Genomic DNA, 24,526 nt, shown 5'->3' on the forward strand with positions numbered 1-24,526 from the left:
GAACGCCTGTGCTTCACCGCAATGCTCCGCTGTCCCTCGAGGGGCGTCTTCGGCTCGTGCAGCGTTGTCAGCACCGCCCTATCGCCCACGTGACAGCCGAGATGGGGATCTCCCGCGCCTGCGCGTCGAAATGGGTCAACCGCTACCGTCAGCACGGTGAAATCGGGCTGCTGGACCGCTCCTCCACACCTCGGCGCCAGCCAACGGCGACGAGCTCTGACGTCGTCGCCAGGATCGAGGCACTCCGCCGTGCCGAGAAGTGGTCCGCCTCCCGGATCGCATTCGAGCTCCAGGCCGAAGGGAGCTCGCTCAGTCGCCGCACCGTGTCGCGGCATCTGCTCGCCCTCGGCCTGAACCGGCGCCGGTTCATCGATCCCAGCGGCGACCTCAACCGGGAACCGCGGAAGATCACCGCTCGCCGTCCTGGACACATGGTTCACATCGACGTGAAGAAGGTCGGCCGGATCCCGGATCCCGGATGGCGGTGGCTGGCGGGTCCATGGGCGCGGAAGCCGCCAGGCCAAGACTGTCGAGCGGCGCAGGAACAAGGGCGCACGCGGCGGCTACGTCTACTCGCATTCCGCCGTCGACGGATTCAGTCGGCTTGCCTACACCGAAGCGCTGCCCGACGAGAAGGCCGTCACCGCCATCACGTTTCTGCACCGGGCCAGGGCCTGGTTCGCAGCCCACGGCAGGAGCGCTACAACCGAATCATCGCCGAAGAGTTCCTCTACGCCCGTCGCTGGGCCTCGGAGGAGCAGCGCCGAGATGCCCTTGACGTCTGGAACATCCACTACAACTACCACCGGCCCCACGGTGCAGCTGGAGGCCAACCGCCAGCCCGGCGACTACGCGCAGGCGTAACCAACGTCCTGGCCTCATACAGCTAGGTGCCGATGCGGGCCTCGATCCCGTCGAGCACGGTCTCCAGGCCGAGTTGGAACGAGCCGTCGAAGTCATCGTTGCCGAGGTCGGCGTGCCGGGCCAGCGTGGGGTGGAGTTCTTCTCGGCGGGCGAGGTACTGCTGAGCCTGGCTGCGCAGTTCCGTCTCCGCGGCGGGGTCGCGATGGCTGCTGCGCCATAGGTTCTCCGTGGCGGTGTACCCCTGGACGTAATAGGTCAGGGACGCAACGGCGGCAGTGAGCCGGGCCCCTTCGAGTCCGGCCCTGTTGAGCACGGAATAGACCAGCTCAGACCGTGCGAGGGCATGAGGGCCGAACAGCGGGCGGGTGGCCATCAGAGCGGGCAGCCAGGGGTGACGCCGCATGACGTGTCTGCTGCGGGTCAGCTGGCGGGTGAGGGCTTCTCGCCAGGGCACACCGTCGACGCCGTCCACTTCGATCTCGCCGATGGCCTCGTCCACGGCGAGGTCGAGCAGGTTCTCCTTGTTGCCGACGTATTCGTACAGCGACATGGTGCCGGCCTCCAGGCGGGCCGCGAGACGCCGCATGGACAGGCCCTCCAATCCCTCGGCGTCCAGCAACGCCACCGCGGCGCGGGTGATCCGCTGTCTGGAGAGGCGGGGCTTGCGGTCGGGCTCGTCGGTGAACCAGATCGCCGGGGGACGTGGCTGAGGCACTCTTCGCGCTCCTTCCGTACGCCGTACGGAGGATCGTACAGCTAGCTTCGTGGCGGAACTCGGCTTCGGGGACAGGGAGGAAACAATGTCGGTAACGTCACGGAAGTGGCTGCGCGATTATGCGCTGTTGGCGCTGCGCGTCAACCGGCAGATGGCTGGGAGCGCCACGGGGACGGTGCTCATCTACCGCGGGCCGCAGAAATGGCGTGCACAGGCGGAGAGCGAAGATCCGCCCTCGGCCGGGCGGCTGGCCGACGACGCTGACGCGCTGCTGGAGCAGGTGCCGTTCCCGCCCCATCGCGCCGAGTATCTGGCCGCCCATGTCCGGGCTCTGCGGGCGGTCGCCCGGCGGCTGTCCGGCCAGAAGCTGCCGCTGCCGGAGTACGCCCACGAATGCTTGGGTATCTCAGCGCGATGGCTGCCGGAAAAGCTGTTCGAGGAGGCTCATGCCCGGCTGCACGCCGCGCTGCCACGGGGCGCCGGCTCGCTGGCGGACCGGCTGCACGCCTGGCGGGCGGCCCACACGCTGCCACTGGAGCGGCTGGACCGGCTGCCCGCTCTCGTCGCCGGAGCCGTCGCCGAGACACGACAGCGCACCAGCGCCATCGTGCCTTTGCCGCCGGACGAGGTGGTGCGATGCCGACTGGTATCCGGTGTGCATTTCCGTGCGGCCGGGGAGTACGAGGGCGGGTTGCGGTCAACCCTGCACATCAACAGCGATGTGCCATTCAACCTCGCCGATCTTCTGTACATCGTGGCGCACGAGGGTCACCCCGGGCACATCGCCGAGTCCCTGCTCAAGGAACGTCTGCTCGTCGAGGAACAGGGCCGCCTCGATCAACAGATCCGGTTCATGCTCGGCCCCAGCTTCGTGATCAGTGAAGGGCTCGGCCTGCATGCCCAGGACATCGTCTTCCCCGGCGACGAGGCCCAGGCGTGGCTGACCGACAACGTACTCGCCGCATACGGCGTGCCCCCCGACGGCAGCGACTTCGCCGCCATCCACCACGTGCAGAACATCCTGTTCGGCGTCTGGGCCAACACCGCGCTCCTGGCAGCCGAAGGCCGTCCGGACACCGAACTGGCCGCCTATCTGTCCCGCTGGGCTCTGCTCTCCGACGCCGAGACCGGCGCAGCGCTTGCCTCACTACGGGCCACGGGTATGGCCCTGTACGTCCTCAGCTACTTTCACGGCTGGCAGCTCCTGGACTCCTGGCTCAGCGCTCCCGACCGCCAGGCCAGGGTCCGCCGCCTGCTCACCGAGCAACTCCTCCCGGCCGACCTGCAACCCGCGAACTGACTCCGTCCGGGAGCGGCCGGGCGCCAACGACCTGTGTGCCTTGCGCCGACACCACTCCCCTACCCGGTGCTGTACCGACCTCCGCATCGGCCTCCATGCTTGATCGCGGCCAGAGACAGGAAGGACCCCGAATGGAAGCGACCACACACAGCGGACGTGACCTGCCACCCGTCGGGCTGAAGCCGGTGCTCACCACACCACGCCTCCGTCTGCGCCCGCTCTCCGAAGCCGACACCGACTGGTGGGTGCGTCTCCACATCGATGACCAGGTGAACCAGTTCGTCGGCGCCTACACCCACGAGCAGGCCGCAGCGCGTCTCCGCGACATCCGTCAACAGTGGGTTCAGCGCGGCCACGGCCTGTGTGCCGTCGAACTGACCAGCACCGGCGAGGCGATCGGGCGCTCCGGCCTCAACTGGTGGGAGACGCTCGGCGAGACCGAGATCGGGTGGACCTTCGCCCGAGCGCACTGGGGCAACGGCTACGCCACGGAAGCAGCACGTGCCGTCCTCGCATGGGGCTTCGGCGCGCTCGGGCTCGGGCAGATCACGGCCATGATCCACCACGGCAATACCGCCTCCGCTACCGTGGCCCGCCGCCTGGGATTCACACCTCTGCGTGAAGACAGCGTCCTGGGCCGCCCCTGCACCGTTTACGCACTGAGCAGCGACCACTTCGCCGCACAGTGAAGGCGCTGATTGGCGCCGGAGTTGGGCTGTCAGGTGAAGACGGCGGCCCCGTGGTGTCCCGCAATCCCAAGTACCTTCTGAACCCCGTATCGGCAGGTCAAAAGGCTGAGCGGTGAAGACAGGGCGGCATCGTGAATGGCCTCGGGGCTCGAGGTCGTTCCATGTTGGTGCAACGTGGAAAGTGAACGCTCAAACAGTTGCGGGCTGACAGAGGATGCCCGTACCGCACCAGTTCTGCTGGTTGAGATGGTCGAGCATGGCCGTCTCTGCCGAACCCGGATTGCGCCGCACGCCGACGAGGACGGGCTCGGTCAGGGAGGGCAGTAGCGGGCAGGCCAGTTCTTCGAAGCCTTCGGGGATGGCCGAGGCCGGGACCACAGTGACGCCCAAGCCCTGCGCCACGAGCCGCACCGCAGTGGAGATCTGTGACGCTCGGGCCACCGTGTGCGGGCTGAGGCCCGCGTTGGCGAGCAGGTGGGCGAGGTAATCGTCGAGCAGGCTGGCGCGCCGGAACCGGATCCACCCCTCTGACGCCAGGTCTTCCAGACGCGGGGCGGCGCCGTCCGAGAGAAGCGGGTGCCCCTTCGGCAAGACGGCGACGTAGGCTTCCTCGCCCAGAGGGTGAATGTCGAAGGTGCACCCGGCGGGGATGCGGTGCACGAGGACCAGGTCGAGGGTTCCCTGACGGACCAGTCGTTCCATGTCCGCGGGATCGGGCTCCTCGTGGAGAGTCACCTGCAGCTTCGGGTGGCGATTACGCAGCTGCCCCAATGCCTGGGGCAACTGGCGTGCTCCCAGGCCCATGTGGACAGCGATGATGAGTTCGCCTGCCAGTTCCCCGTCGGCGGCGCGGGCGGCCGTGATGGCACGCCGGGATGCGGTCGTCGCGATCTTCGCCTCTGCGAGGAAAGCCCGCCCTGCCACCGTCACCGTCACCCCGCTCGGGGTGCGGGTGAACAGCTGCACCCCGAGGTGCTTCTCCAAGGTGCCGATCTGCTGCGACAGAGAGGGCTGAGTGACCCGCAGACGTTCTGCTGCCGCTGTCATGGAGCCCTCGTCGGCGACGGCCAGGGCGTATTCGTATTGGCGCAGGTTCATTCGCATCCACCTTCGATATGACATAGGAGATGTCAATGCAGACTATACGTTGCCACTATTTGCCTCTATGTCGGGCCGGTCCTACCGTGGTGCACGCCCAGCGCAGCCACCAGGGCCGGAAAGCTGCGGGACGGCAGCCGCGCCCTGCAGGCACGCAAGTCCTGCGACGCCAGCTGTCAAAAGCAGGATGAGGCAAAGCAATGTGTTCGGTGCTCACAGTCTCGACTCAAGGAGAAAGCATGCGTCTCGCGAATAAGGTAGCCCTCGTCACTGGCGGGAGCGCGGGCCTTGGTCTGGCGATTGCCCAGAGATTCGGAAGTGAAGGCGCCCACGTCTACATCACGGGGCGGCGGAAGGAGGCGCTCGAAGCCGCGAAGGCTTCCATTGAGGGACATGTCACGGCAGTCACCGCGGACGCTACAGTGTCGGGTGATCTCGACAATGTGGTCGAGGCTATCCGTCAGGAGAGCGGACACCTCGATGTGATCGTCGCGAACGCCGGAAGCATTGAGCGGATGAACTTCGGGGACGTGACCGAGGAACACTTCGACCGCACATTCGACCTCAATGCCCGCGGCACACTGTTCACCGTCCAGAAGGCGCTGCCGATTCTACGAACGGGCGGCTCGATCGTTTTGCTGGGCTCGATCACGGCATTCAAGGGGGATCCCGGGGCAGGGGCTTACAGCGCGGCGAAGGCCGCCGTGCGCTCCTACGCGCGCACGTGGGCGGCAGAGTTCGGCGACCGGGGTCTTCGGGTCAACGTGCTGAGTCCGGGGCCGATCGACACCCTCATCATCGATGGACAGTCCGAGTACTTCGGTCAAGATCCAGTAGCTCTCCGAGCCCACATGAGTACCCTTGTCCCGATGGGCCGCCTCGGGCTTCCCGAGGAGATCGCCAATGGTGCGCTGTTTCTCGCCTCGGACGAGAGCAGTTTCATGACAGGTGCAGAACTCTGCATCGACGGCGGTATGGCTCAGGTATAGCCCGCTTCGGCCGGAGCAGAACTGGGCATGAGCTTGTCCTACGGTTTTGGCGCGGGATTACTCCGCTCATTCGTGGGATCGGTGAGTTCGAGAACTCCGGGTAGGGCAGTTAGCTTGTCGCCGTTCGATGGCTGCCAGGTGCGGGGGCACTTCCCGAAAGTCCTTGCGCACGATGATGCCATCGGCTTCGAGCTCCTTGAGCGCACCGATGAGGACCTTCTCGGTCACGCCGTTGACGAGGCGTCGCAATTGCCCGAACCTGCGAGGCCCTTCCGAGGCGAGCTGCCACACGACCAGGTAATTCTACTGGCCGTCAACCACCGATAGTGCTGCGTCGAGCCCACAGTAGTACTGGCGATCGGTTCTCATCGTGGCTCCTGTTTTACGAAAACACCCACGCTGGAGGCACTTACAAAAAAGTAGGTACTTGCCGATGGGAAGGAACGGCATGTTTCCTCGGTTCTGGCGTAGGCAACCGGCCTAGCCGTCAAGCCCCGTCCCGGGTTCGGGCGCACGAGCCTCGGCGTCGGGGAGGCAGACCAAACCAACCGAATGCACGAAAGACACATCGATCATGCCCGACACGTCCAGCACCACCGACATCGCCGCCGCCTCCGAGAGCCGGCCCTCCGCGGAACGTCGTCCTACCTTCGAGGAGCATTCACGTGCCTGCCAGCAGCGCTGCCGCCGACCACGCGGCTCAGACCCTGTCCCGCCCGTTCACCGTGCGCGGGCTCACCGTCCCGAACCGGATCGTCATGGCGCCGATGACGCGCGACTTCTCGCCGGGCGGCGTCCCCGGTGCCGATGTGGCGCGGTACTACGCGCGCCGGGCGGCCGGCGGGGTCGGGCTGATCGTCACCGAGGGAACGTACATCCGTCACGACTCGGCGGGGGACAGCGTCCGGGCGCCGCTGTTTCACGGCGAGGACGCCCTGACGGGCTGGAAGAACGTGGTGGCGGAGGTGCACCGCGCGGGCGGCCGGATCTTGGCGCAGATCTGCCACGTCGGGGTGCAGCGCCCCGAGGGCTCGGGCCCGGTCCCCGACGCCCCGACGGTCAGCCCGTCGGGTCTCGGGCTGGACGGCGCCCCGGCCGGTAAGGCCATGACCCAGGACGACCTGGACGCGGTGATCGCCGCCTTCGCCGAGGCCGCCGCCGCGGCCGAGCGCACCGGCTTCGACGGCGTCGAAGTGCACGGTGCCCATGGCCTTCTGATCGACCAGTTCCTGTGGGAGCGCACCAACCGCCGCACCGACGGCTACGGCGGTGACCCGGTCGCCCGTACCCGGTTCGCCGCCGAGATCGTGGCCGCCTGCCGGAAGGCCGTCTCCGCCGACTTCCCGATCGTCTTCCGCACCTCGCAGTGGAAGGTGAGGCACTATGACGCGCGGCTGGCCACCACCCCGCAGGAGCTGGAGGCGGTCCTCACCCCGATCGCGGAGGCCGGGGTGGACGCCTTCCACTCCTCCACCCGCCGGTACTGGGTGCCGGAGTTCGAGGGCTCGGACCTGAATCTCGCGGGCTGGACCAAGAAGCTCACCGGCAAGGCCACCATCAGCGTCGGCTCCGTCGGCCTGGACAAGGAGTTCGAACCGGGGTTCCAGAACGGGAGCCGGACCGGGGTGGCGGGCATCGAGAACCTGCTGGACCGGCTGGAGCGGGACGAGTTCGACCTCATCGCGATCGGCCGGGCCCTGATCGCCGACCCGGAGTGGGCTCGCAAGGTCCTCACGGGGGATACGGAGGCGCTGATCCCGTTCTCCGCCGACCAGGTCGCCACCCTGCGCTGACGTCGGGTCCCGGCATCCGCCCTGCACCGATTCAGCTCAGGCACGAGTCCGTGCACCGAAGCGGATTTATGTACGGATGAGTCCTCGACTGCGGTCCGGTGGCTCACTCTGATGATCGGCCAACAACAAGTCCCCTCCCGCCGGCAAGTACCTACTTTGGGGTAAGTGCCTCCAGGTGGTGGCGGACGGAAGGGTATGTCCAGATGACTGAGCGTGGGTTCTACTGCGGATTGGACGCCGCACTGTCCGTCGTCGGGGGCAGGTGGAAGTTTCTGGTGCTGTGGCAGCTCGCCGTGCACGGTCCCCAGCGGTTCGGCCAGCTGCGCCGCCTTGTCGACGGCGTTACCGAGAAAGTGCTGATCGGCGCGCTCAAAGACCTTGAGGCAGACTGCATTGTCGTCCGCAAGGACTTCCAGGAGCTTCCCCCTCACGTCGAATACTCCCTGACACCGTTCGGCTCGAGTCTGGCTGAAGCGCTGCGCCCGCTGTGCGAATGGGGATACGCCCACATGGATCGGATAGGGGCGTTGGCGAGCCAACCCGTCCGATCCTGATGAGATCGGGTGGTGGCAGCGTGCGGGCGTTCTGAGCAGCGTGCCGTCATCTCGGCGTCCGGCGCATGACCAAGCGGGCGAAGCAGTTCGAGACGCGGTTCGAGGGACGAGGGAGCGGCTCAGTCGGGCAGCGCGACGGTGAGGTCCACCTCGACCAGCTGCCCTGGGAAGCCCAACTGTGCGACCCCTAGGAGCGTGCTGGCGGATGCGAACGCCGGCCCGAGGGCGGAGGCGGTGAGCCGACGCCACGCGAGGCCCAGGACATCTCTGTCGTCGCTTCGCACGTAGATCACCGAACGCACCACGTGACGGGGCTGGGCATTCACCGCCGCGAGAGCGGTGATCGCGTTCATGACGACCTGATCGATCTGCATCTCAACGGAGTCCGGGCCGACAAGTGAACCGTTCCGATCGAGCGGGCACTGCCCTGCCAGGTAGGCCGTTCGGCCGGCCTCCACCACAGTGATGTGGTGGTAGCCGGGTGTTTCATGCAACTGCTCGGGGTTGATGCATGTGATCTTCGCTGTCATGCCCGTGAGTCTGCCCAGAAGGCCGCTCACGTGCATCAGAATTGGCCTCCTCGCGCGACCGTCCGTCACGGCGCGAGGTTAAAGAACTAGGTGAGAGCACCCTGACAGCAGCGCTGTGGCACGGGTGCGGGTGGGGGCTGGAAACGGCCGCCCCGGGCTCACCCTGACGGCGGCCACCAGAGATGCCCCAAGTATGGCCAGTTGCGTCGGTGACGTTCGGTGACCGTCTCCACGTCTTGGCGGTGACTGACGAGTGGCCTGGGAGGGACGCTGCCGGTGCGCCGCCCGGTAGTCGATTCCGGCCAGCGTCATCCGGGGCGGTCGAGTGCGTCTTCAGCCTGCGCGGCCAGGGTGGCTACCAGGTCGGCCGCGGATGGCAGGTCGATGATCAGATCGATGGCCTCGCCGGCCCATGTCATGGTCGAGGTAGCGATGGCCAAGGGTGCGAGCGGTGTACTTCGACGGCCACCGGGAGCCTCCAGTGCGGTGCGAAGCATGGCGACCGCGCACCTATCGGACGGGAGGCGGAAATGACCCCAGCCGTCCACGGGGGAGATCCGGCAGACCCTCCTTCCCGCCGCCCTGGCCGTGCGCGCACGGCGCCCCGCACACGCATGGGCGTGTGACGCCCGGGCCCGAACACCTCGCACCAGGCTTCCCCGGCCGCTGCCACTCGACGCAACAGGGGATTCGGCGGTCAGCTGTTGCAGCGGCGGCGACCTTTGGTGTGGCCGCCGACCTGCCCGCAGCCGGTCACCACCGTGGCCGTTCGCTCAGCGGGATGCCAAAAGTCCGTACAGCAGAGGGATCCCCGGCTCCGGCAGCCGCCACCAGCCCGATGAGCCAGGAACCATATGGGGCCAGCGCGGCCAGGGCAGTTCAGGACTCTCGCGCAGCCGTCGGATCTCCAGGCCGGCCCCGATCAGGGCATTGACCACCTCGCCCAGCCCGTGCATCCACTCGTAGCTGTCGGTGGCGCCCTCGACGGCCGGGCCGTCGGTGTAGGTGTGCCTCGCGTCGCGGTGCACGGGGCCGCCGCCACCCAAGTAGTCATGCCGCAGCAGGAGTTCGGGTCCCTCTCCGGGGGCGGGCTTGGGGCCCAGCGAGTTGAGGAGCGGGTGGAACTCCACGACGTACAAGCGGCCGCCGGGACGCAGCAGTTCGGCGACGACACCAGCCCAGCGGTCCAGGTCGGGGAGGTAGCACAGGGCGCCCTTGCCGGTGTAGACGACGTCGAACCGCTGCCCGCCGAGGGCCTCCACCGCGTCGTACACATTGGCCTGTACGTACCTCACGTCGAAGCCGGCACGCGCCGCGATGCCGGTCGCCGCCGTCACAGATGCCGCGGAGAAGTCCAGGCCGACGGTCCGCGCCCCGCGCTGCGCGAAGGCAATCGTCTCCGTGCCCAGGTGGCACTGCAGGTGCAGCACATCGCGGCCGGCCAGCTCGCCGAGGTCGTCCCACTCCCAGGGGGCGAACCAGCGGGACGGGTCGGGCTCCCCGTCGATCCCGTAGAACCGGCTGGCGAGGTGCACGGGGGTTCTGGCGTCCCAGTTCGACTGGTTGGCCCGCATCATCCGCTCGTACGCGTCGGTCATGGGCTCACTATGGCAGGCGTCCGCAGGGTGCGGGGAAACCCAAAGAAGGCCGAGGGCGAGATCTCACAGACCGTGGAACCGCGGTGATGCATGCCCGCGTGCGGACCGCCGCACCGACCGAATTGCCAGTTCGGCAAAGCCACTTGCCGCTCATGAACATATGCGCGCAGGCTGCATTCAGAAAGTACTGGCTCGCGACCCAGTACGGGTACCTCTCGGACTCGGTCGTGTTCCCTCATTCGCCGGGACCTCTCCGGCTCGAGCGGTACGCCAGAAGTCGCAATTACCTTACAAGAACAGAGGAGACGGCAGATGGAAAATCGCCACGTCGTGATCATTCCGATTGAGATCGACGAGGAGAAGGAAAGCTCTTACCTCGACGCCTGGCAGGACGCCGCGGAGGTCATGGCAGCTCAGCCCGGTTTCATTCGGACGTATATGTTCCGCACGATCGTTCCGGGGAGTAAGTTCTCTCTCGTCAACGTGGCGGAATGGGAGTCCACCGCTCACTGGGAAGAGGCGATGAACGTCTGCCCGATGATGGGACAGCAGATTGCCGTCGCCCACGCCTCGAACTACGAGGCGATCCGGACGGTCCTGCCCGGCACGAAGCAGAGCCTGGGCTCCGGCGACGGTCACACGCCCGCTGACCTGTCTCCTGCCGAGGCGCGTCGCCGCGTCGTGGACGGGAACCTCACGCTGGTCGATGTCCGTGAAGACGATGAATGGGCGGCGCGTCACCCGGCCGGCGCCGTCCACGCCGCGCTCAGCACACTGCCGGCCTCGCTGTCAGATCTGCCTGACGGCCCACTGGCCTTCGTATGCCGCACGGGCGCACGCAGCGTGCAGGCCGGCGCGCGGGCGATCCGCGCGGGCCGCTCCTCCGTCTACAGCGTGGCAGGCGGCCTTGAGGCTTGGGAAGCGGCAGGGCTGCCGGTCACCTTCCCCGACCGCGGGACGCGGTGAACAACGGCGACCGTGCCAAAGCTGCGATACGCGAGGACTGACGAAAGCAGAACCGGCGGATAACCCGAAAGCAAAACCGGCGGATGACCGTCGTATACGTCCGCCGACATGAGGCCGGCCGGGCACGCCATCCGCCTCGCGCCCTTCGAGAAATCCCCTGCCGCCATGTCAGGCGGTGATCGCTTGTCACATGGCGGCGGTTTCCCGGGACGGGAATTTCCCGGGTACGCCATCCCAGAAAAGAGCCACACCATGTATTTTGTCGACACCCTGGAGTTCGAGGGGCTGGGCAACCGCAGTTACCTGGCCGGCGGTCCGAGAGCAGCGGTCGTGGTCGACCCGCCGCGGGACATCGACCAGGTGATCGCCACCGCCGCCCGGCGAGGGGTGCGCATCGCCTACGTGGCGGAGACGCACGTGCACAACGACTACGTCACCGGCGGGCTGGAACTGGCCCGCCTCACCGGCGCCCGCTACCTGGTCCCGGCCGACGCCAGCGTCTCCTTCCCCCGCACTCCCGTCACCGACGGCGACACGTCCGAGGTGGACGAGCACCTGGTGCTGCGCGCGATAGCCACCCCGGGCCACACCCCGCACCACACCTCCTACGCACTGGAGGAGGACGGCCGCGCGGTGGCGGTCTTCACCGGCGGCTCACTACTGATCGGCACCGTGGGGCGTCCGGACCTGGTGGACCCGCGGCTGACCGAGCACCTGGCCCGCGCGCAGCACGCCTCCGCCCACCGGCTGGCGGCAACGCTCGACGACGAGGTACCCGTGCTGCCCACACACGGCTTCGGCAGCTTCTGCTCCTCCTCCCAGACCGAGGGCGACGCGACCACGATCGGCGACGAACGCGCCAGCAACGACGCTTTCACCCTGGATGTGGACACCTTCGTGAAGCGGCTCCTGGCCGGACTGGAAGACGTGCCCGCCTACTACACGCACATGGGCCCGGTCAACGCCGCCGGCCCCGCGCCCGTCGACCTGACCCCGCCCGAGCCCGCCGACGCCGCGCAGATCGCCGAACGGCTGGCGGCGGGTGAGTGGGTGGTGGACCTGCGCAGCCGGGTCGCCTTCGCCGACGGCCATGTGGCCGGATCGTTCAACTTCGAGGGCAGCGGCAAGCCCGCCACCTATCTGGCCTGGCTGATCCCGTGGGGCAAGCCGGTCACCCTGCTCGGCGACACCGCGGCGCAGATCGCCGACGCGCAGCGGGAGCTGACCCGGGTCGGCATCGACCGTCCGGCCGCCGCCGCCACCGGAGATCCAGCCGCCTGGGTCCGTGACGGAGAACAGCTCGCCTCCTTCCGCCGCGCCCGCTTCGCCGACCTCGCGGACGCACACGAGCGTGGCGAGGACGTGGTGGTACTGGATGTGCGCCGGGATTCCGAACGCGCGCACGGCTTCATCGAGGGCTCCGTGCACATTCCGCTCCACGAGCTGCACGGCCGGGTCGGCGAGGTGCCTGACGGCACGGTGTGGGTGCACTGCGCCGGCGGGATGCGCGCGGCGATCGCCGCTTCCCTCCTGGACGCGACCGGACGAAAGGTCGTCGCCATCGATGACGGCTTCGAGGCCGCCGCCGACACGGGCCTGAGCGTCCCCCGGCTCTGAATCCCTTGCTCCACCCGCACAGAAGGCACGCGATGTTCCTCTCCCGCCAGGGTCCTGGCCGCCTCGGCCCCGAACAGGCCCACCCCCGCGTCACCGGGACCGGGCTGCCGGTGGCCGACGACAGCCGACACAGTGGACGAAGAGCGTGACCGCCCTGATCCTGGCCCTGATCGCAGGAGCCGTCGTCGGCCTGACGCTCGGCGCCCTCGGGGGCGGCGGCAGCGTCCTGGCGGTGCCCGCGCTGATCTACCTGCTCGGCTTCACCCCGGCCGCGGCCACCACCGCCGGCCTGATCATCGTCACCGCGACATCCCTGACCGCCCTGTACGCGCACGCCCAAGCCGGGCAGGTGCGGTGGAAGGCCGGAGCGGCGTTCGCAGCCGCCGGGATTCTTCCGGCGGCTGCCGCTGGAGCCGCCGCCACCCACCTGCCCCAGGCCGTCCTCACCATCGCCTTCGCCGCTACAGCCATCCTCTCCGCCATCAAAATGCTCCGGCCCGCTGCCACCGCCCGGCCCGGGAGCGGTGACGTACGGCCCGGCCAGGCAGCCGGGGCCGGTGCCGGCCTGGGCACGCTGACCGGACTACTCGGTGTGGGCGGCGGCTTTCTCGCCGTCCCCGCTCTGGTCACCGTCCTGGCCTTCGAGATGGAGGCCGCGGTCGGCACCAGCCTGCTGGTCATCACGGCCAACTCACTGGCTTCCCTGGCCACTCGCTCCGGCGCCGCCGCCTCGCTCGACTGGGCGCTGATCGGCCCGTTCATCGGAACCGCGATCCTGGGCGCCTGGGACGGCAAGCGCATGGCCGCGAAGGTCTCCGGGCCCCGCCTGCAGCGTATTTTCGCGGCGGTCCTGCTGGCCGTGGCCGCCTTCATGCTTGCCGACGCCGTGACATGACGGCAGCTCAGGCCGGCGACAGGTGGTCCCGGCCGTCACGGGAGACGGCCGGGACCACCGCTGTGGCGCGGCACGGCACCGCCGCTCGCTCTCGGGGTTGATCACAGTGCCCTAGGGCACGTTTCAGCCCTCGTCCGCCGCCGATCCGGCTGCTCCGGGGATGGTCTCGCCGATGATGCCGGCAAGGCGGTGCAACTGGGTGGCGAGCTCGTGCCGCTCCTGCGGCGCGAATTGCGACAGGGCAGCGTACTGGCGTGCGCGCAGCTCGGCCTGCATGGCGGCGAGGCGTTCCGCGCCTTCCTCGGTGAGCCGGATGAGGACCTGGCGCTCGTCGTGCGGCGCACGGCGTCGGGTGACCACGTTCTTGCCCTCCAGCTGCTGCAGCATGCGGGTGGCGGTGGGGACGCTGATCTCGGCGTTGGCGGCCAATCGTCCGACCGGCAGGCCCTCGCCCTCGGTATCCTCGGTCAGCGCCGCGAGCAGGGCCAGCTGTGACATGGACAGACCAGCTCCGGATTGGCCGGCCGTGGCGGACCGTGAGCGCCGCATGGTGTAGAAGAGCCGATCGGCAGCCTGGGCCAGGTGCTCGATATCGCGCTCCACGGGCACGTCGGAGGCGCCGCGGATCTCGGATTCGCCCGTCTCTCTCATGACTGTTAGCTTACTAAAGAAACATTGTTAGCAAGCTAAGTATCAGGAGGCTGATCAACGTGGTCTTCCCCGCTCGCATCGACGTCCACCAGCACATCGTTCCGCCGGTCTGGGCCCAGACCCTCGCCGCGCAGGGCCTGGACTCCGGCGGCTGGGCCATCCCCGCCTGGAGCCCCGAGAGCGCCATCGCCATGATGGACCAGCAGGGCATCGCCACCGGCGTCCTGTCCGTCACCTCCCCCGGCGTCCACCTCGGCGACGACACCCAGGCCAGGGGCCTGGCCCGCGCCGTGAACGAGTACGGCGCCGAGGTGGTCAAGGACAACCCCGGCCGCTTCGGCCACTTCGCCAGCATCCCGCTGCCCGACGTCGACGCCGCCGTGGCCGAGGCCGTGCACGCGCTGGACACCCTGCACGCCGACGGTGTCGTGCTGATGTCCAACGCCCGCGGGCGCTACCTCGGTGACCCCGGCTTCGAGCCGCTGTGGGCCGAACTCGACCGCCGCGCGGCGAACGTCTTCGTCCACCCCGCCCAGCCCCCGATGCCCCTGCTCCCCGGCACCCCCGCCCCGCTGGCCGACTACGTCTTCGACACCACCCGAAGCGCCCTCAACCTGGTACTGAACGGCGTGATGAGCCGCTACCCGAACGTGCGGGTGATCCTCTCCCACGGCGGCGGCTTCCTCCCCTACGCCGCCTACCGCTTCTCCGGACTGACCTCCACCGTCGTCGACCCCGACCGCGACGCCGAGGACATCCTGCGCGACCTGAAGCGCTTCTACTTCGACACCGCCCTGTCCGCCAGCCCCAGCGCCCTGCCCGCCCTCCTCGCCTTCGCCGAACCCGGCCACGTCCTCTACGGCAGCGACTGGCCCTTCGCCCCGCAGGAAGCCGGCACCTACTACAACCACTTCCTGGAGACCTACCGCGACTTCACGCCCGGCCAGGCGGAAGACATCAACCGCAAGAACGCCGAAATCCTCTTCCCCCGGCTCGCCCGCTGACCACAGCCCGCTGCCCTCGCCGAGAACCCCCGCCCGACCCGCCCGAGCCGGGGGACGTCCCGGCGCCCAAGCACTGACACCGTGAGGGCCATGGCTGTACTCGTCCTGTCCCTCCTCCTCGTCGCCGTCATCGTCGGCTGCGTTTGCGTCTGGTGGGCTTCACGGGGCGGACCCGCTGGGTGCGTGCGCTGGCCGTCTGGATCGGGGGGAGCGAAATACTGACCGGTAGGGAATACGAGAGAAGCCCGCGTTCTGCCGCTGGATGGCAGCCGCGATCCTCGGGTCGAGCACTGACCCCGGGTACCTGGCCCCGGGTACCTGGCCCCGGGAACCTGGCCCCGGGAACCCGCCGCCGAAGAAATCTCGTGCCGTCAACCGCGGTAAGGCCAAGTGCGCCGCGGTAGCGCAGCGGGCACACGTGGCGGCACGGTTCATTCGAGTGCCAGCGCCACCAGCACCGTGGCGGCCAGCGCGGCACGTGTGACCATGCCCGACACCGAGGTGTTCTCCGAGCGGGCGTGTGCGCCCGAGCCCACCGCGCCGATACCGTCCAGGACCGGCGTGCCCTGGGCCACGACGAAGTTGCCGTCGCTGGCTCCGCCGACCGACGCCTCGGGCAGGTCGTGTCCGAGCAGCGCGGCGCACCGGCGTGCCAGGTCGGCGAGCGCGGCGACGCCTTCCGTCCGTTCGAACACCGGGCGGTTCCAGCCCCCGGTGACCTCCACGCGGGTCCGCGGGTCGACGGGACGCAGAACGGCGAGGGCCTCTCCGACGCGCTGCTGTTCGGCGGCGGTGGCGACGCGGACGTCGATGTGGCCGACGGCGTGTCCCGCCGTGACGTTGCCGCGGGTGCCTCCCGCCACCACGCCCACGTTCAGCGACGTACCCGCGTCCAGGGAGCGCAGATCTGCCAGGCGCAGGATCTGGTGGGCGAGTTCGTCCACGGCGCTGGCTCCGGCGGTCGGGTCCAGTCCGGCGTGGGCCTCGCTGCCGGTGACCGTGACGGTGAACAGTCCGACGCCTTTGCGGGCGGTCTTGATCGCGCCGTCGGCGGCGGCCTCGAAGACCATGGCGAGCCTGCTGTCGCGGGCCTCCTCCACGATGGCGTCGCGGGAGGCGAGGCTACCGGTCTCCTCGTCGCCGTTCAGCATCACGGTGCAGGCCGGGCGGGGTAGGTCGAGGGCGTCGAGGGCGCGGAGTGCCCAGACCGCCTGGACGAGGCCGGCCTTCATGTCGAAGACGCCGGGTCCACTGATGCGGTCGCCGTCTCGCTGGAAGGACCACGTGTCGAGGGTGCCGGTCGGCCATACGGTGTCGTAGTGCCCGAGGAGAAGTACCGGGCGGTCGTCCTGGGTGGTGGTGTCCCGGGCGGAGTAGCGGCGGACGAGGATGTCTCCGGTCTCCTCGCGCGCGAGGGTTTCCTCGGCTTCCGGTTCGCCGAGGCGTCGGTCGAGCCAGCCGCGCAGCCAGCCGAGGCAGGTGTCCAGGGCGTCCAGGTCGTCGCTGGCGCTGCCCTGGGAGGTGTAGGCGGCGAGGTCGGCGACCATGTCCTCGCGGCGGGCGTCGAGCCATTGCCGGACCGCTTCGGCCTGTGCGGAGTTGAGGGGAAGCGAGGGCGCGGGGGCCTTTGCCAGGCGGTCCAGTTCGTCCAGCCGTGACTCCGACATGTGGTGCGCGGCGCCCTCCAGTTGGCGAAGGCCGTTCACGACCGTGCGCAACAGGGTCGTGGGCAGACCTTCGCGTGCCGCGTGGTGGAAGACGTCGGTGTAGTGGGTGGGGGCCTCGACGGGCCGGTGGCGTACGGCGAGGTCGCGCCAGATACCGCTGCGGTCCTTCGTCTGGGTGCGCAGCCATGCGGTGAGGCGGTCGAAGGCGGCGTTCCGGGCAGCGGGGTCCGCTCCTGGCCGGAAGGCGTGCGGTTCGAAGGCGTCGAACGCTTCCAGGGTGACGCCGAGGCGGTCGGACACGGCGAAGATCTCGCCCGTCAGGGCGGCCATGGCGGGGCGGTGCCGGTCGATGAGCTCGGCCATGGGGGCGTCCGCGAGGGCGGTGGCGGCGAGCATGGCGCCGAACCCGGCTTTGGCCCACAGGTATCCCTCGACGTTGTCACTGGCCACAGCCGGGCCCCAGCTACGCAGGTCGGCCACCAGGTCCCGGACCCTCGGGCTGACCGGCGCGCCGTCGGGCTCGCCGATGACGAGGGCTCCGGCGCCGCCGTCCTGGATGACGCCCGGTTCGGTGACGTCGGCGAAGATGTTCACGAAGGCCGCGACGGTGCGGGCGGCACCGACACGCTGGGCGATCAAAGACTCGTTGAAGCCGTTCTGCAGGGAGACGACGTAGCCGTCCGGGGCCAGGCGGGGCGCGATCCAGTCGAGCGCGGTATCGGTGGCCTGTGCCTTCACGGCGAGCAGTACGCGTCCGAGGGAGCCTGCGAACCCGTCCGGGGTCGTGGCGGTGACCGGCACGCTCTCGCGGGTGCCGCCGCGGGCGACGACGAGTCCGTGGCGGCGGATGGCCTCCACGTGGGTGTGGTCGGCGTCGACGACGGTGACCGGGTGACCGGCGCGGGCCAGGGCGAAGGCGAGGGTGCCGCCGATCGCTCCCGCGCCGACGATGGTGTATCCGGGTTTCTTCGGATGGGTGTCGTTCATCGGGTGTGTCCTTCCGCGGTCGCGGTCGCGGCCGCCGGCAGGGGGCCGGACAAGGTGGCGCGGGTGTCGTCGGGCTGCCAGATCCGGGGCAGGTGAAGGGCGCCCGTGCTGGATCCGCCGTCCACTCGCAGGACCTCGCCGGTGATCCAGGAGGCGTCGGGGCCGGCGAGCCAGCGCACCGCCCGCGCGATGTCCTGCGGCGTTCCTGGGCGGCCCAGCGGGTTGGTGCCGATGGCCGCCGCGTACTCCGCGGAGACGGGGTTGCAGTCGCTGGCCACCAGGACGAAGCCGGGGCTGACCGCGTTGACGCGGATGCCGTGCGCGCCGAGTTCCAGGGCGGCGGCGCGGGTGGCCATCTCCAGGGCGGCTTTCGAGCTGGCGTAGGGGCCTCCGCCGGGGCGGGCGCGCTGCGCGGAGCCCGAGGAGATGTTGACGACCGAACCGGGCCGTCCATGCCCCGTGGCGAGCCGGGCGAAAGCGGCGGTCGCCAGGACCGGAGCGCGCAGGTTGACGGCGAACAGCCGGTCCCAGGCCGGCGCGTCCACGTCGGTCATGTCGAGGGAGGGGTAGACGCCCGCCGCGTTGACCAGGACGTCCACGGGACCGTGCTCCGTCCAGGCCGCCTCGACGACGGCGGTGGGCGCGTCGGGGTCGGTCAGGTCCGCGGCCCGTGTCGCGGTAGGGGTTCCCAGACGTGCCCCGGTGCGCTGGAGCGCGGCGGGGTCGCGGTCGACGAGCGTGAGGGACGCGCCCTGGGCGGCGAACTCCTCGGCGATCGCCCCGCCGATGCCACCCGCGGCGCCGGTGACGAGGATGTGGGTCATCAGCTGAACTCCTTGTCCTTGGTCTCCGGCATCGTGAGGTAGACCACGAGGGAGATCAGTGAGGCTGCCGATACGTAGACCCACAGCAGGTCGCTGTGGCCGCTCTCGTGCAGCCAGGTCGTCAGGTAGGGCGCCGTGCCGCCGAAGATCGCGACTGCCAGGGCGTACGGCAGGGCGATGCCGGTGGCGCGTACCTCCGGCGGGAACTGCTCGGCCATGATGACGGCGCAGTTGGCGGAGTAGCCGAGGATCAGCAGCATGCCGATGAGCTGGACCAGGAACAGGCTGAGGAAGCTGTTGCCGAGCAGGTGCAGCAGGGGCCAGGCCAGGACGACGAAACCGCCGGCGAACGCCGCCATGGTCGGCTTGCGTCCCACGCGGTCCGAGACCACGCCCATGAGGGGCAACGCGATGACGAAGACGACCAGGCAGAGGGCCTGTGACAGCAGCGCGGTCTTCAGCGGGATGCCGGTGGTCAGATTCGCGTACGTGGGCAGGTAGTTGACCCAGATGTAGTAGGTGAGGGTGCCCGCCACGGTGATGCCGGCGACGCGCAGGGCGGCCGCGGGGTGCTCCACGAACATGGCCTTGACGGGATTGGTGCGGGTGCGGCCGGCGCCCTGGATGTGGGCGAAGGAGTCGGTGTCCGCCACGGAGATCCGCAGCCACAGGCCGACCAGTCCGAGCAGGCCGCCGAGGATGAACGCGGCGCGCCAGCCCCAGGAGTGCAGGGCGTCGTCGCTCAGTGTCGAGGTGGCGAGTGTGCCCAGGAGGGAGGCGACGAGCACACCGCCGGCGACCGACACCTGCTGCCAGGACCCGGCGAACGCGCGCCTGCCGCGAGCCGCCGACTCGACGAGGAACGCGGAGGAGGAGCCGAATTCGCCGCCGGCGGAGAACCCCTGCACGAGCCGGGAGACCAGCAGGATCAGCGGCGAGACGATGCCGATGCTGTCGTAGGACGGAGTGATCGCGATGACGAGGCCCGCGCCCGCCATCAGGCCGACCGTGAGGGTCATGCCCTTCTTGCGTCCGTGGCGGTCGGCGTAGGCGCCGAGCACGGCGGCACCGACCGGACGCATCACGAACCCGACGGCGAAGACGGCGAGCGTGGACAGCAGGGCCACCGCGCCGTCGCTCTTGGGGAAGAACTCATCTGCGATGATCTTGGCGAAGATGGAGTACAGCGCCCAGTCGACCCATTCGACGGTGTTGCCTATGGTGCCCGCGACGACGGCCTTGCGCTGGGCGCGGCTCAGCCGGAGTGTGGCGGGGGCGGCGCCGTCCTCGCGCAGGGGGCCGGTGGGCGTGGCGGATCCGGTGTTCATGGTGTGTGCTCCGGGGTGTCGGCGGCGGAACCGGCTGCGGCCCGGCCGTCCAGCACGCTGCGGGCCATGTCGGCGAGCTGGGCGTGGGTCGCGTACCAGACGCCGGGGTGAGCGGCGATGTGGTCGAGGAGTTCCCGCAGCGCTACCAGGCGCGAGCGGTGACCGATGACGTGCGGGTGCAGGGTGAGCTGGAAGACGCCGCCGTCCCGGTACGCGGCGTCGAACTCGTCGGTCCAGATCTCCCGTACGTCGCGCGGGCGGCTGTGCGGGCGGACTGACCCGTAGCGGTCCATCGTGAAGTACGGGGCGTCGTCCCGGATCCAGTCGACGGGGATCTCCACCAGGCCGGTGGGCCGGTCCTCAGTGACGATCTCGTAGGGCTCGTCGTCGGCCATGAGCGAGGAGTCGTAGGCAAAGCCCAGCTCGAGCATGATGTCGAGGGTGGAGTCCGAGAAGTCCCAGGACGGGGTGCGGATGCCGACGGGGCGCCGGCCGGTCAGCGTGGTGAGGGTGTCGAGGGCGCGCGCCGTGAGTTCCTTCTCGTCCTCGCGGCCCAGCAGCATGTTGCGCTCGTGGATCCATCCGTGGACGGCCAGTTCGTGCCCGTCACGGGTGTAGGCGCGGGCCTCCTCGGGGTGGACGAGTGCGGAGACGGCCGGCATGAAGAAGGTCGCCGGGACGCCGTAGCGGGCCAGGAGGTCCAGGATCCGTGGAGCGCCGGCGCGGGCGCCGTACTCGCCCTGGGCGAGTCGGCCGGGGCTGGTCTCGCCGTCACGCAGCGGGATCGTCTCGTGGTCGGAGTCGAAGGAGAGGGCGACCGCGACCCGGGCACCGCCGGGCCAGCGGTCGGGGACCAGCCGCCGTCCGGCACGGACCGCGTCGATATGGCCGCGCCAGGTGTGCTCGGGCCAGCGCCAGCTCTCCGTGGGCAGGCCGAAGTCGTCTGTGGGCATGGTGGTCTCCACAAGGATCGGGGGACGGGAGGAGGGCGGTCGGAAGAGGGTGGTTGAAGGTACGGCGGGGCCACCACCTGGCGGTGTGCCCGACAACCGGCCGGGGGCTCAGACGGCGCGGACCATCCGGTGCCAGGAGTACTTCAGGGTGGCCAAGTGCAACGTCACGTCGGAGGCGATCAGCCCGGGCAGTGCCCCGATGATGTCGCTGGTGTAGCGCAACAGATCGGTGCGGCGGGGCAGAACCATGTGCCCGACGAGGTTGAAGCGCCCGGTCGCCGCGCCCAGGAACTTGGTTCCTGGATGCCGCGCGAGCTGCCGCCCCGCGGCATCGAGCCGGTCGGGCTCAATCGACAGCCACACCATGAACTCCGCGTCGTACCCGAGCAGGGTCGGTTCGACGAGAGTCCGGAACTGCAGGATGCCGCGGGAGATGAGCCGGTCCATGGCCCGTGCGACACCGGACTCGGTGTGTCCCAGGCTCCGGGCCAGGGTGCTGACCTGGGCGCGGCCGTCCTCCTTGAGGGCCGCGGCGACCTCCTGCTCCAGACCGGTCAGCGCTTTTGGCGCCCCGTCCCAGTCGGCGCGGTCGCACGACGACGCGAGGGAGGCGGGCCGCAGGTCCGCCGCCGCCTCAACGGGCAGCAGCCCGGTGTCCCACATCGACGCGGAGGTGAAGGCCCGGATGACGGCGACCGCCTCGGTGCTGGTGATCAGGTCGGCCCCGGGCAGGTCGGTGAAGAGCATCCGCATCATCTCCTCGTTGTCGCGGGCAACGAAATCGACGATGAGATCGGCGGCACCGGTGACGACGGCGAGGAAGCGCACGTCCGGGCTGACGGCGAGCTGGTCCGCGAGGTCCAGCCCGCGGCCGGGTCTGGCCTGCACCCGGACCAGCATGGAAGAGCCCTCCCGCGTGCGGTCCAGCTCCAGACTGCCGACGACCCGCAGCACTCCCCGCTCGCGCAGGGCCTTGTAGCGCCGCTGGGCGGTCGTCTCGCTCGTGCCCACCCAACGAGCCACCGCGCTCCACGGGGCGCGACCGTTGAGCTGGAGCGCCGCGATGACACGGCGGTCCAGGTCGTCGATGGTGTCCACGGGGGCTCGGTGGGTCATGGGGCGGACGCTAATCAGCGCTTTTCCGCTCGTCAATGACGGAATCCTGCATCATTCCAGGTCACAGCCAGGTGATCCAGCACCGTCCGGGGTTACGAAGGTGTAACGCCCGCAGTTCCGGTACGCATGAACGGATGACGTCAAGCGTGACGGATTACGTCACACGAGAATCCGAAAAAGTTCACCCCTCACGGTTCCGGCCCAACGCGTTGGCGTGCTCCAACGGTGTCCAGGACGTCGCCGACGTCGGTGTGCCGAGATGTGCGCATCCCTCGCCCCGGAGTCAGCCGGCGGTGGCGGCGATCGCGCGCTCGAAGGCGGCCGGGTCGCCGGCGAAGACACCGTCGGCGCGCGGGTACGCGACGACCGCGTCGGTGACCCCGAGGTCGCCGCACCGGGCGAGCAGCTCGCGGAGCCGGCCGGCGGACGTGTAGGGGTCGGGCACGATCCGGCTCAGGTTGACCAGGGTTCGCAGGCTCGCACGGTCCCGGCCGACCTCGGCGCAGGCCGCGTCGAGCCGGGCGAGCTGGTCGGCCAGCGCGCGGAACGCCTCGTCGACGGTGGCCACGCCGGGTGCGCCGATCGTCACCCAGAACTGTCCGTACTCGGCGGCGAGCCGCATGCCCCGCCGGCCGGTGGCGGCGATGGCGAACGGTACGCGCGGCGCGCGCACACAGCCAGGAACCAGGCGTACGCCGTCGGCCGCGTAGTAGCGCCCGGTGGTGGTGACGGTCTGGCCTCGCAGCGTGGCGTCGGCGAGCGCGACGAACTCGGCGAACCGGTCGGCCCGCTGCCGCGGGGTGAGCCGTGGCCCGCCGAGCAGCGTGGCGTCCGGGCCGTCGGCGCCACTGCCCATGCCGAGGACGAACCGGCCGCCACTGAGCTGGTCGAGCGTCATCGCCTGCGCCGCCGTGTTCACCGGGTGCCGGATATGGGGCGAGGCGACGAGCGTGCCCAGCTCGATCCGGTCGGTGACGGCGGCGGCCGCGGCGAGCGTGGTCATCGCGTCGAACCACGGATGGTCCGGCAGCGAGCCCCAGCGCAGGTGGTCATACGTCCAGGCGTGGCGTACGCCGAGGTCCTCCACGTGCCGCCAGACCCGCACGCCGTCCGGCCCGGGACGCTCCGGCAGCACCAGCACGCCGAGCCGCACGGTCACGACCGGACACCCAACCCGTACGCGCGCAGCCACCGGTCCACCTCGACCAGCGGTACGAGAAAGTGGGCGCCGCTGACGTGCGTCATCGTGTCGTCGGTGCCCTCGGCGAGGGCGCGTACCCGGTCGGCGTCGAGCAGTCCGGCGAGCGGCGAGGTGTCGTCGGCGGCGACGGCGCGGGCGGCGCGGCGTACCTCGGCGTCGTGGGCCGGGTCGTGCAGGGCCGGGTAGCCGGACTTGGCCCGCCACCGGATCTCCGGCGGCACCAGGTCCTCGGTCGCCATCCGCAGCAGGCTCTTCTCCCGACCGTCGGCCACCTTCATCGACCACGGCACGTTCCACAGGTACTCGACGAGCTGCCGGTCGACCGCCTCGGTGAGCAGCCGGCGTACGGTGCGGACGGTCCCCGTCAGGTCGTCGGTGTGCTCCCAGCTCACCAGGCGCCAGTACGGGTACTCGTGGCGGCCGGCGCGGTCGACCCGGATCACATGGCCGGGCTTCACCTCGTACAGGTCGCGCAGTGGCGTCTCGCCGGGCAGCGTCAGCCGCGCGTTGAACAGGATCGGCAGCGCGTGCTCGGGCACCTCCGGGCGGAACAACGGGTTCGCCAGCAGCCCTTTCGGCTCCGAGGCGAACAGCACGCCCGCCGGCAGCGGATGGTAGTAGAGCGGCTTCACGCCGAGCCGGTCGCGCGCCAGCACCAGCTCCTCGCGTACGCCGTCCCAGACGGCGAAGGCGAACATGCCGTCCAGGCGTTCGACGCACCCCACGCCCCACTCCAGGTATGCCCGGAGTACCACCTCGGTGTCGCAGGCGGTGTCGAACCGGTGGCCGCGCCCGGCCAGTTCCCGGCGCAGCTCGCGGAAGTTGTAGACCTCGCCGGTGTGTACCAGCGCCACCGGCAGGTCGTGCGGCCCCACGGCCGCGGCCATCGGCTGGTCACCGCCCTCGATGTCGATGACCGCGAGCCGGCGCTGCCCAATCGCCACGTGCGGCCCGAACCAGGTGCCCGCGCCGTCCGGCCCGCGGTCGCGCATCGTGTCCACCATCGCGTCGACCACGTCACGTTCCCGGCGCATGTCCCGGGTGAAGTCGAGCCAGCCGATCACACCGCACATGTCACAGCCCCTTCGCGTCCGCCCGCGCCCCGCCGTTCACACGCCCTGGCCCTCGCGGCGTCCGCCGTCCGGCCACGCCGCGGACCGGTCCCGGCGGCCGGGCGCGCCCGTGGT

23 protein-coding genes and 1 pseudogene are annotated in these 24,526 nt (G+C 69.7%); 10 read left to right on the forward strand and 14 right to left on the reverse strand.

All coding sequences use genetic code 11. From position 1 onward, the window contains the following. Positions 1-8: 8 nt before the first annotated feature. Positions 9-890 (forward strand): annotated as a pseudogene (locus tag ACZ6TD_RS02065) (helix-turn-helix domain-containing protein). Here the strand turns inward: ACZ6TD_RS02065 and ACZ6TD_RS02070 are convergent. Next, complete coding sequence (locus ACZ6TD_RS02070; RefSeq protein ID WP_471349524.1) at positions 887-1,579, reverse strand: TetR/AcrR family transcriptional regulator; 693 nt, start codon at positions 1,577-1,579, stop codon at positions 887-889. The pseudogene ACZ6TD_RS02065 and the gene ACZ6TD_RS02070 overlap by 4 nt on opposite strands. An 85-nt stretch (positions 1,580-1,664) precedes the next feature. Here ACZ6TD_RS02070 and ACZ6TD_RS02075 point away from each other — a divergent pair, with 85 nt between their 5' ends. Next, the gene (locus ACZ6TD_RS02075; RefSeq protein WP_471349527.1) at positions 1,665-2,879 is read left to right on the forward strand and encodes a hypothetical protein; all 1,215 of its coding nucleotides are present in this window, start codon (positions 1,665-1,667) and stop codon (positions 2,877-2,879) included. A gap of 131 nt (positions 2,880-3,010) precedes the next feature. Beyond that, positions 3,011-3,568 (forward strand): GNAT family N-acetyltransferase, encoded by a 558-nt coding sequence (locus ACZ6TD_RS02080; protein WP_471349531.1) that lies wholly within the window; start codon positions 3,011-3,013, stop codon positions 3,566-3,568. Positions 3,569-3,757: 189 nt separating this feature from the next. Here the strand turns inward: ACZ6TD_RS02080 and ACZ6TD_RS02085 are convergent, their stop codons facing one another. After that, on the reverse strand, positions 3,758-4,666 hold the full coding sequence (locus ACZ6TD_RS02085) for a LysR family transcriptional regulator (protein ID WP_471349533.1): 909 nt from the start codon (positions 4,664-4,666) through the stop codon (positions 3,758-3,760). Between the two features lie 239 nt (positions 4,667-4,905). On the opposite strand from ACZ6TD_RS02085, the gene ACZ6TD_RS02090 reads away from it, so the two are divergent. Beyond that, positions 4,906-5,655, forward strand: a complete 750-nt coding sequence (locus ACZ6TD_RS02090) for an SDR family NAD(P)-dependent oxidoreductase (protein WP_471349536.1) — start codon at positions 4,906-4,908, stop codon at positions 5,653-5,655. A gap of 66 nt (positions 5,656-5,721) precedes the next feature. On the opposite strand, the gene ACZ6TD_RS02095 is transcribed toward ACZ6TD_RS02090, so the two are convergent. Next, complete coding sequence (locus tag ACZ6TD_RS02095; RefSeq protein ID WP_471349539.1) at positions 5,722-5,946, reverse strand: winged helix-turn-helix transcriptional regulator; 225 nt, start codon at positions 5,944-5,946, stop codon at positions 5,722-5,724. A 374-nt stretch (positions 5,947-6,320) separates the two neighbouring features. Between ACZ6TD_RS02095 and ACZ6TD_RS02100 the strand changes: the two genes are divergently transcribed. Continuing rightward, positions 6,321-7,448, forward strand: coding sequence for an NADH:flavin oxidoreductase (locus ACZ6TD_RS02100; RefSeq protein ID WP_471349541.1), 1,128 nt, complete (start codon positions 6,321-6,323; stop codon positions 7,446-7,448). 203 nt (positions 7,449-7,651) lie between these two features. Continuing rightward, positions 7,652-8,002, forward strand: coding sequence for a winged helix-turn-helix transcriptional regulator (locus ACZ6TD_RS02105; RefSeq protein WP_385220332.1), 351 nt, complete (start codon positions 7,652-7,654; stop codon positions 8,000-8,002). Positions 8,003-8,121: 119 nt separating this feature from the next. Here the strand turns inward: ACZ6TD_RS02105 and ACZ6TD_RS02110 are convergent, their stop codons facing one another. From ACZ6TD_RS02110 to ACZ6TD_RS02120, 3 genes are all read right to left on the reverse strand, one after another. After that, positions 8,122-8,532 (reverse strand): RidA family protein, encoded by a 411-nt coding sequence (locus tag ACZ6TD_RS02110; RefSeq protein ID WP_471349544.1) that lies wholly within the window; start codon positions 8,530-8,532, stop codon positions 8,122-8,124. A gap of 308 nt (positions 8,533-8,840) precedes the next feature. Next, entirely contained in the window at positions 8,841-8,972 is a 132-nt protein-coding gene (locus tag ACZ6TD_RS02115; RefSeq protein WP_471349547.1) for a hypothetical protein, read from the reverse strand. A gap of 333 nt (positions 8,973-9,305) precedes the next feature. Next, positions 9,306-10,130 carry a class I SAM-dependent methyltransferase gene (locus ACZ6TD_RS02120; RefSeq protein ID WP_471349549.1) on the reverse strand — a complete coding sequence of 275 codons (825 nt, stop codon included), beginning with the start codon at positions 10,128-10,130 and terminating at the stop codon, positions 9,306-9,308. 312 nt (positions 10,131-10,442) lie between these two features. Here ACZ6TD_RS02120 and ACZ6TD_RS02125 point away from each other — a divergent pair, with 312 nt between their 5' ends. The 3 genes from ACZ6TD_RS02125 to ACZ6TD_RS02135 all read left to right on the forward strand — a co-directional run bounded on the left by ACZ6TD_RS02125 (position 10,443) and on the right by ACZ6TD_RS02135 (position 13,608). Further along, positions 10,443-11,096 carry a rhodanese-like domain-containing protein gene (locus ACZ6TD_RS02125; protein WP_471349552.1) on the forward strand — a complete coding sequence of 218 codons (654 nt, stop codon included), beginning with the start codon at positions 10,443-10,445 and terminating at the stop codon, positions 11,094-11,096. Between the two features lie 252 nt (positions 11,097-11,348). After that, positions 11,349-12,713 carry an MBL fold metallo-hydrolase gene (locus ACZ6TD_RS02130; protein ID WP_471349553.1) on the forward strand — a complete coding sequence of 455 codons (1,365 nt, stop codon included), beginning with the start codon at positions 11,349-11,351 and terminating at the stop codon, positions 12,711-12,713. Between the two features lie 145 nt (positions 12,714-12,858). Beyond that, complete coding sequence (locus tag ACZ6TD_RS02135) at positions 12,859-13,608, forward strand: sulfite exporter TauE/SafE family protein (RefSeq protein ID WP_471349555.1); 750 nt, start codon at positions 12,859-12,861, stop codon at positions 13,606-13,608. Positions 13,609-13,731: 123 nt separating this feature from the next. Here ACZ6TD_RS02135 and ACZ6TD_RS02140 read toward each other — a convergent pair whose 3' ends face one another. Next, positions 13,732-14,259 (reverse strand): MarR family winged helix-turn-helix transcriptional regulator, encoded by a 528-nt coding sequence (locus tag ACZ6TD_RS02140; RefSeq protein WP_471349557.1) that lies wholly within the window; start codon positions 14,257-14,259, stop codon positions 13,732-13,734. Between the two features lie 59 nt (positions 14,260-14,318). Between ACZ6TD_RS02140 and ACZ6TD_RS02145 the strand changes: the two genes are divergently transcribed. Beyond that, positions 14,319-15,263, forward strand: coding sequence for an amidohydrolase family protein (locus ACZ6TD_RS02145; RefSeq protein ID WP_471349559.1), 945 nt, complete (start codon positions 14,319-14,321; stop codon positions 15,261-15,263). 431 nt (positions 15,264-15,694) lie between these two features. Here the strand turns inward: ACZ6TD_RS02145 and ACZ6TD_RS02150 are convergent, their stop codons facing one another. The 7 genes from ACZ6TD_RS02150 to ACZ6TD_RS02180 form a co-directional block, all read right to left on the reverse strand. Next, positions 15,695-17,917: a 2-dehydropantoate 2-reductase gene (locus tag ACZ6TD_RS02150; RefSeq protein WP_471349561.1), complete on the reverse strand. Its 2,223-nt coding sequence runs from the start codon at positions 17,915-17,917 to the stop codon at positions 15,695-15,697. Beyond that, positions 17,914-18,741, reverse strand: a complete 828-nt coding sequence (locus ACZ6TD_RS02155; RefSeq protein WP_471349563.1) for an SDR family NAD(P)-dependent oxidoreductase — start codon at positions 18,739-18,741, stop codon at positions 17,914-17,916. The genes ACZ6TD_RS02150 and ACZ6TD_RS02155 overlap by 4 nt, the downstream gene beginning before the upstream one ends. Continuing rightward, positions 18,741-20,069 (reverse strand): MFS transporter, encoded by a 1,329-nt coding sequence (locus tag ACZ6TD_RS02160; protein ID WP_471349565.1) that lies wholly within the window; start codon positions 20,067-20,069, stop codon positions 18,741-18,743. The genes ACZ6TD_RS02155 and ACZ6TD_RS02160 overlap by 1 nt, the downstream gene beginning before the upstream one ends. Further along, positions 20,066-21,022, reverse strand: coding sequence for a polysaccharide deacetylase family protein (locus ACZ6TD_RS02165; protein WP_471349567.1), 957 nt, complete (start codon positions 21,020-21,022; stop codon positions 20,066-20,068). Before ACZ6TD_RS02165 ends, ACZ6TD_RS02160 begins: the two co-directional genes overlap by 4 nt. Positions 21,023-21,130: 108 nt before the next feature. After that, complete coding sequence (locus ACZ6TD_RS02170) at positions 21,131-22,138, reverse strand: Lrp/AsnC family transcriptional regulator (protein ID WP_471349570.1); 1,008 nt, start codon at positions 22,136-22,138, stop codon at positions 21,131-21,133. A 283-nt stretch (positions 22,139-22,421) separates the two neighbouring features. Further along, a complete protein-coding gene (locus tag ACZ6TD_RS02175) occupies positions 22,422-23,297 on the reverse strand; it encodes an LLM class flavin-dependent oxidoreductase (protein ID WP_471349573.1) in 876 nt (291 codons plus the stop codon). Further along, positions 23,294-24,412 (reverse strand): asparagine synthetase B family protein, encoded by a 1,119-nt coding sequence (locus ACZ6TD_RS02180; RefSeq protein WP_471349577.1) that lies wholly within the window; start codon positions 24,410-24,412, stop codon positions 23,294-23,296. The genes ACZ6TD_RS02175 and ACZ6TD_RS02180 overlap by 4 nt, the downstream gene beginning before the upstream one ends. Between the last annotated feature and the right edge of the window lie 114 nt (positions 24,413-24,526).

The sequence above is a fragment of the Streptomyces yongxingensis genome (assembly GCF_055597465.1).

Excerpts from the sequence above, each read along its gene's own strand:
- ACZ6TD_RS02075 (WP_471349527.1), top strand. The coding sequence starts at position 1,665 with ATGTCGGTAACGTCACGGAAGTGGCTGCGCGATTATGCGCTGTTGGCG.
- ACZ6TD_RS02080 (WP_471349531.1), top strand. The coding sequence starts at position 3,011 with ATGGAAGCGACCACACACAGCGGACGTGACCTGCCACCCGTCGGGCTG.
- ACZ6TD_RS02085 (WP_471349533.1), bottom strand. The coding sequence starts at position 4,666 with ATGAACCTGCGCCAATACGAATACGCCCTGGCCGTCGCCGACGAGGGC.
- ACZ6TD_RS02090 (WP_471349536.1), top strand. The coding sequence starts at position 4,906 with ATGCGTCTCGCGAATAAGGTAGCCCTCGTCACTGGCGGGAGCGCGGGC.
- ACZ6TD_RS02105 (WP_385220332.1), top strand. The coding sequence starts at position 7,652 with ATGACTGAGCGTGGGTTCTACTGCGGATTGGACGCCGCACTGTCCGTC.
- ACZ6TD_RS02110 (WP_471349544.1), bottom strand. The coding sequence starts at position 8,532 with ATGACAGCGAAGATCACATGCATCAACCCCGAGCAGTTGCATGAAACA.
- ACZ6TD_RS02120 (WP_471349549.1), bottom strand. The coding sequence starts at position 10,130 with ATGACCGACGCGTACGAGCGGATGATGCGGGCCAACCAGTCGAACTGG.
- ACZ6TD_RS02125 (WP_471349552.1), top strand. The coding sequence starts at position 10,443 with ATGGAAAATCGCCACGTCGTGATCATTCCGATTGAGATCGACGAGGAG.
- ACZ6TD_RS02130 (WP_471349553.1), top strand. The coding sequence starts at position 11,349 with ATGTATTTTGTCGACACCCTGGAGTTCGAGGGGCTGGGCAACCGCAGT.
- ACZ6TD_RS02140 (WP_471349557.1), bottom strand. The coding sequence starts at position 14,259 with ATGAGAGAGACGGGCGAATCCGAGATCCGCGGCGCCTCCGACGTGCCC.
- ACZ6TD_RS02150 (WP_471349561.1), bottom strand. The coding sequence starts at position 17,917 with ATGAACGACACCCATCCGAAGAAACCCGGATACACCATCGTCGGCGCG.
- ACZ6TD_RS02155 (WP_471349563.1), bottom strand. The coding sequence starts at position 18,741 with ATGACCCACATCCTCGTCACCGGCGCCGCGGGTGGCATCGGCGGGGCG.
- ACZ6TD_RS02160 (WP_471349565.1), bottom strand. The coding sequence starts at position 20,069 with ATGAACACCGGATCCGCCACGCCCACCGGCCCCCTGCGCGAGGACGGC.
- ACZ6TD_RS02165 (WP_471349567.1), bottom strand. The coding sequence starts at position 21,022 with ATGCCCACAGACGACTTCGGCCTGCCCACGGAGAGCTGGCGCTGGCCC.
- ACZ6TD_RS02170 (WP_471349570.1), bottom strand. The coding sequence starts at position 22,138 with ATGACCCACCGAGCCCCCGTGGACACCATCGACGACCTGGACCGCCGT.
- ACZ6TD_RS02180 (WP_471349577.1), bottom strand. The coding sequence starts at position 24,412 with ATGTGCGGTGTGATCGGCTGGCTCGACTTCACCCGGGACATGCGCCGG.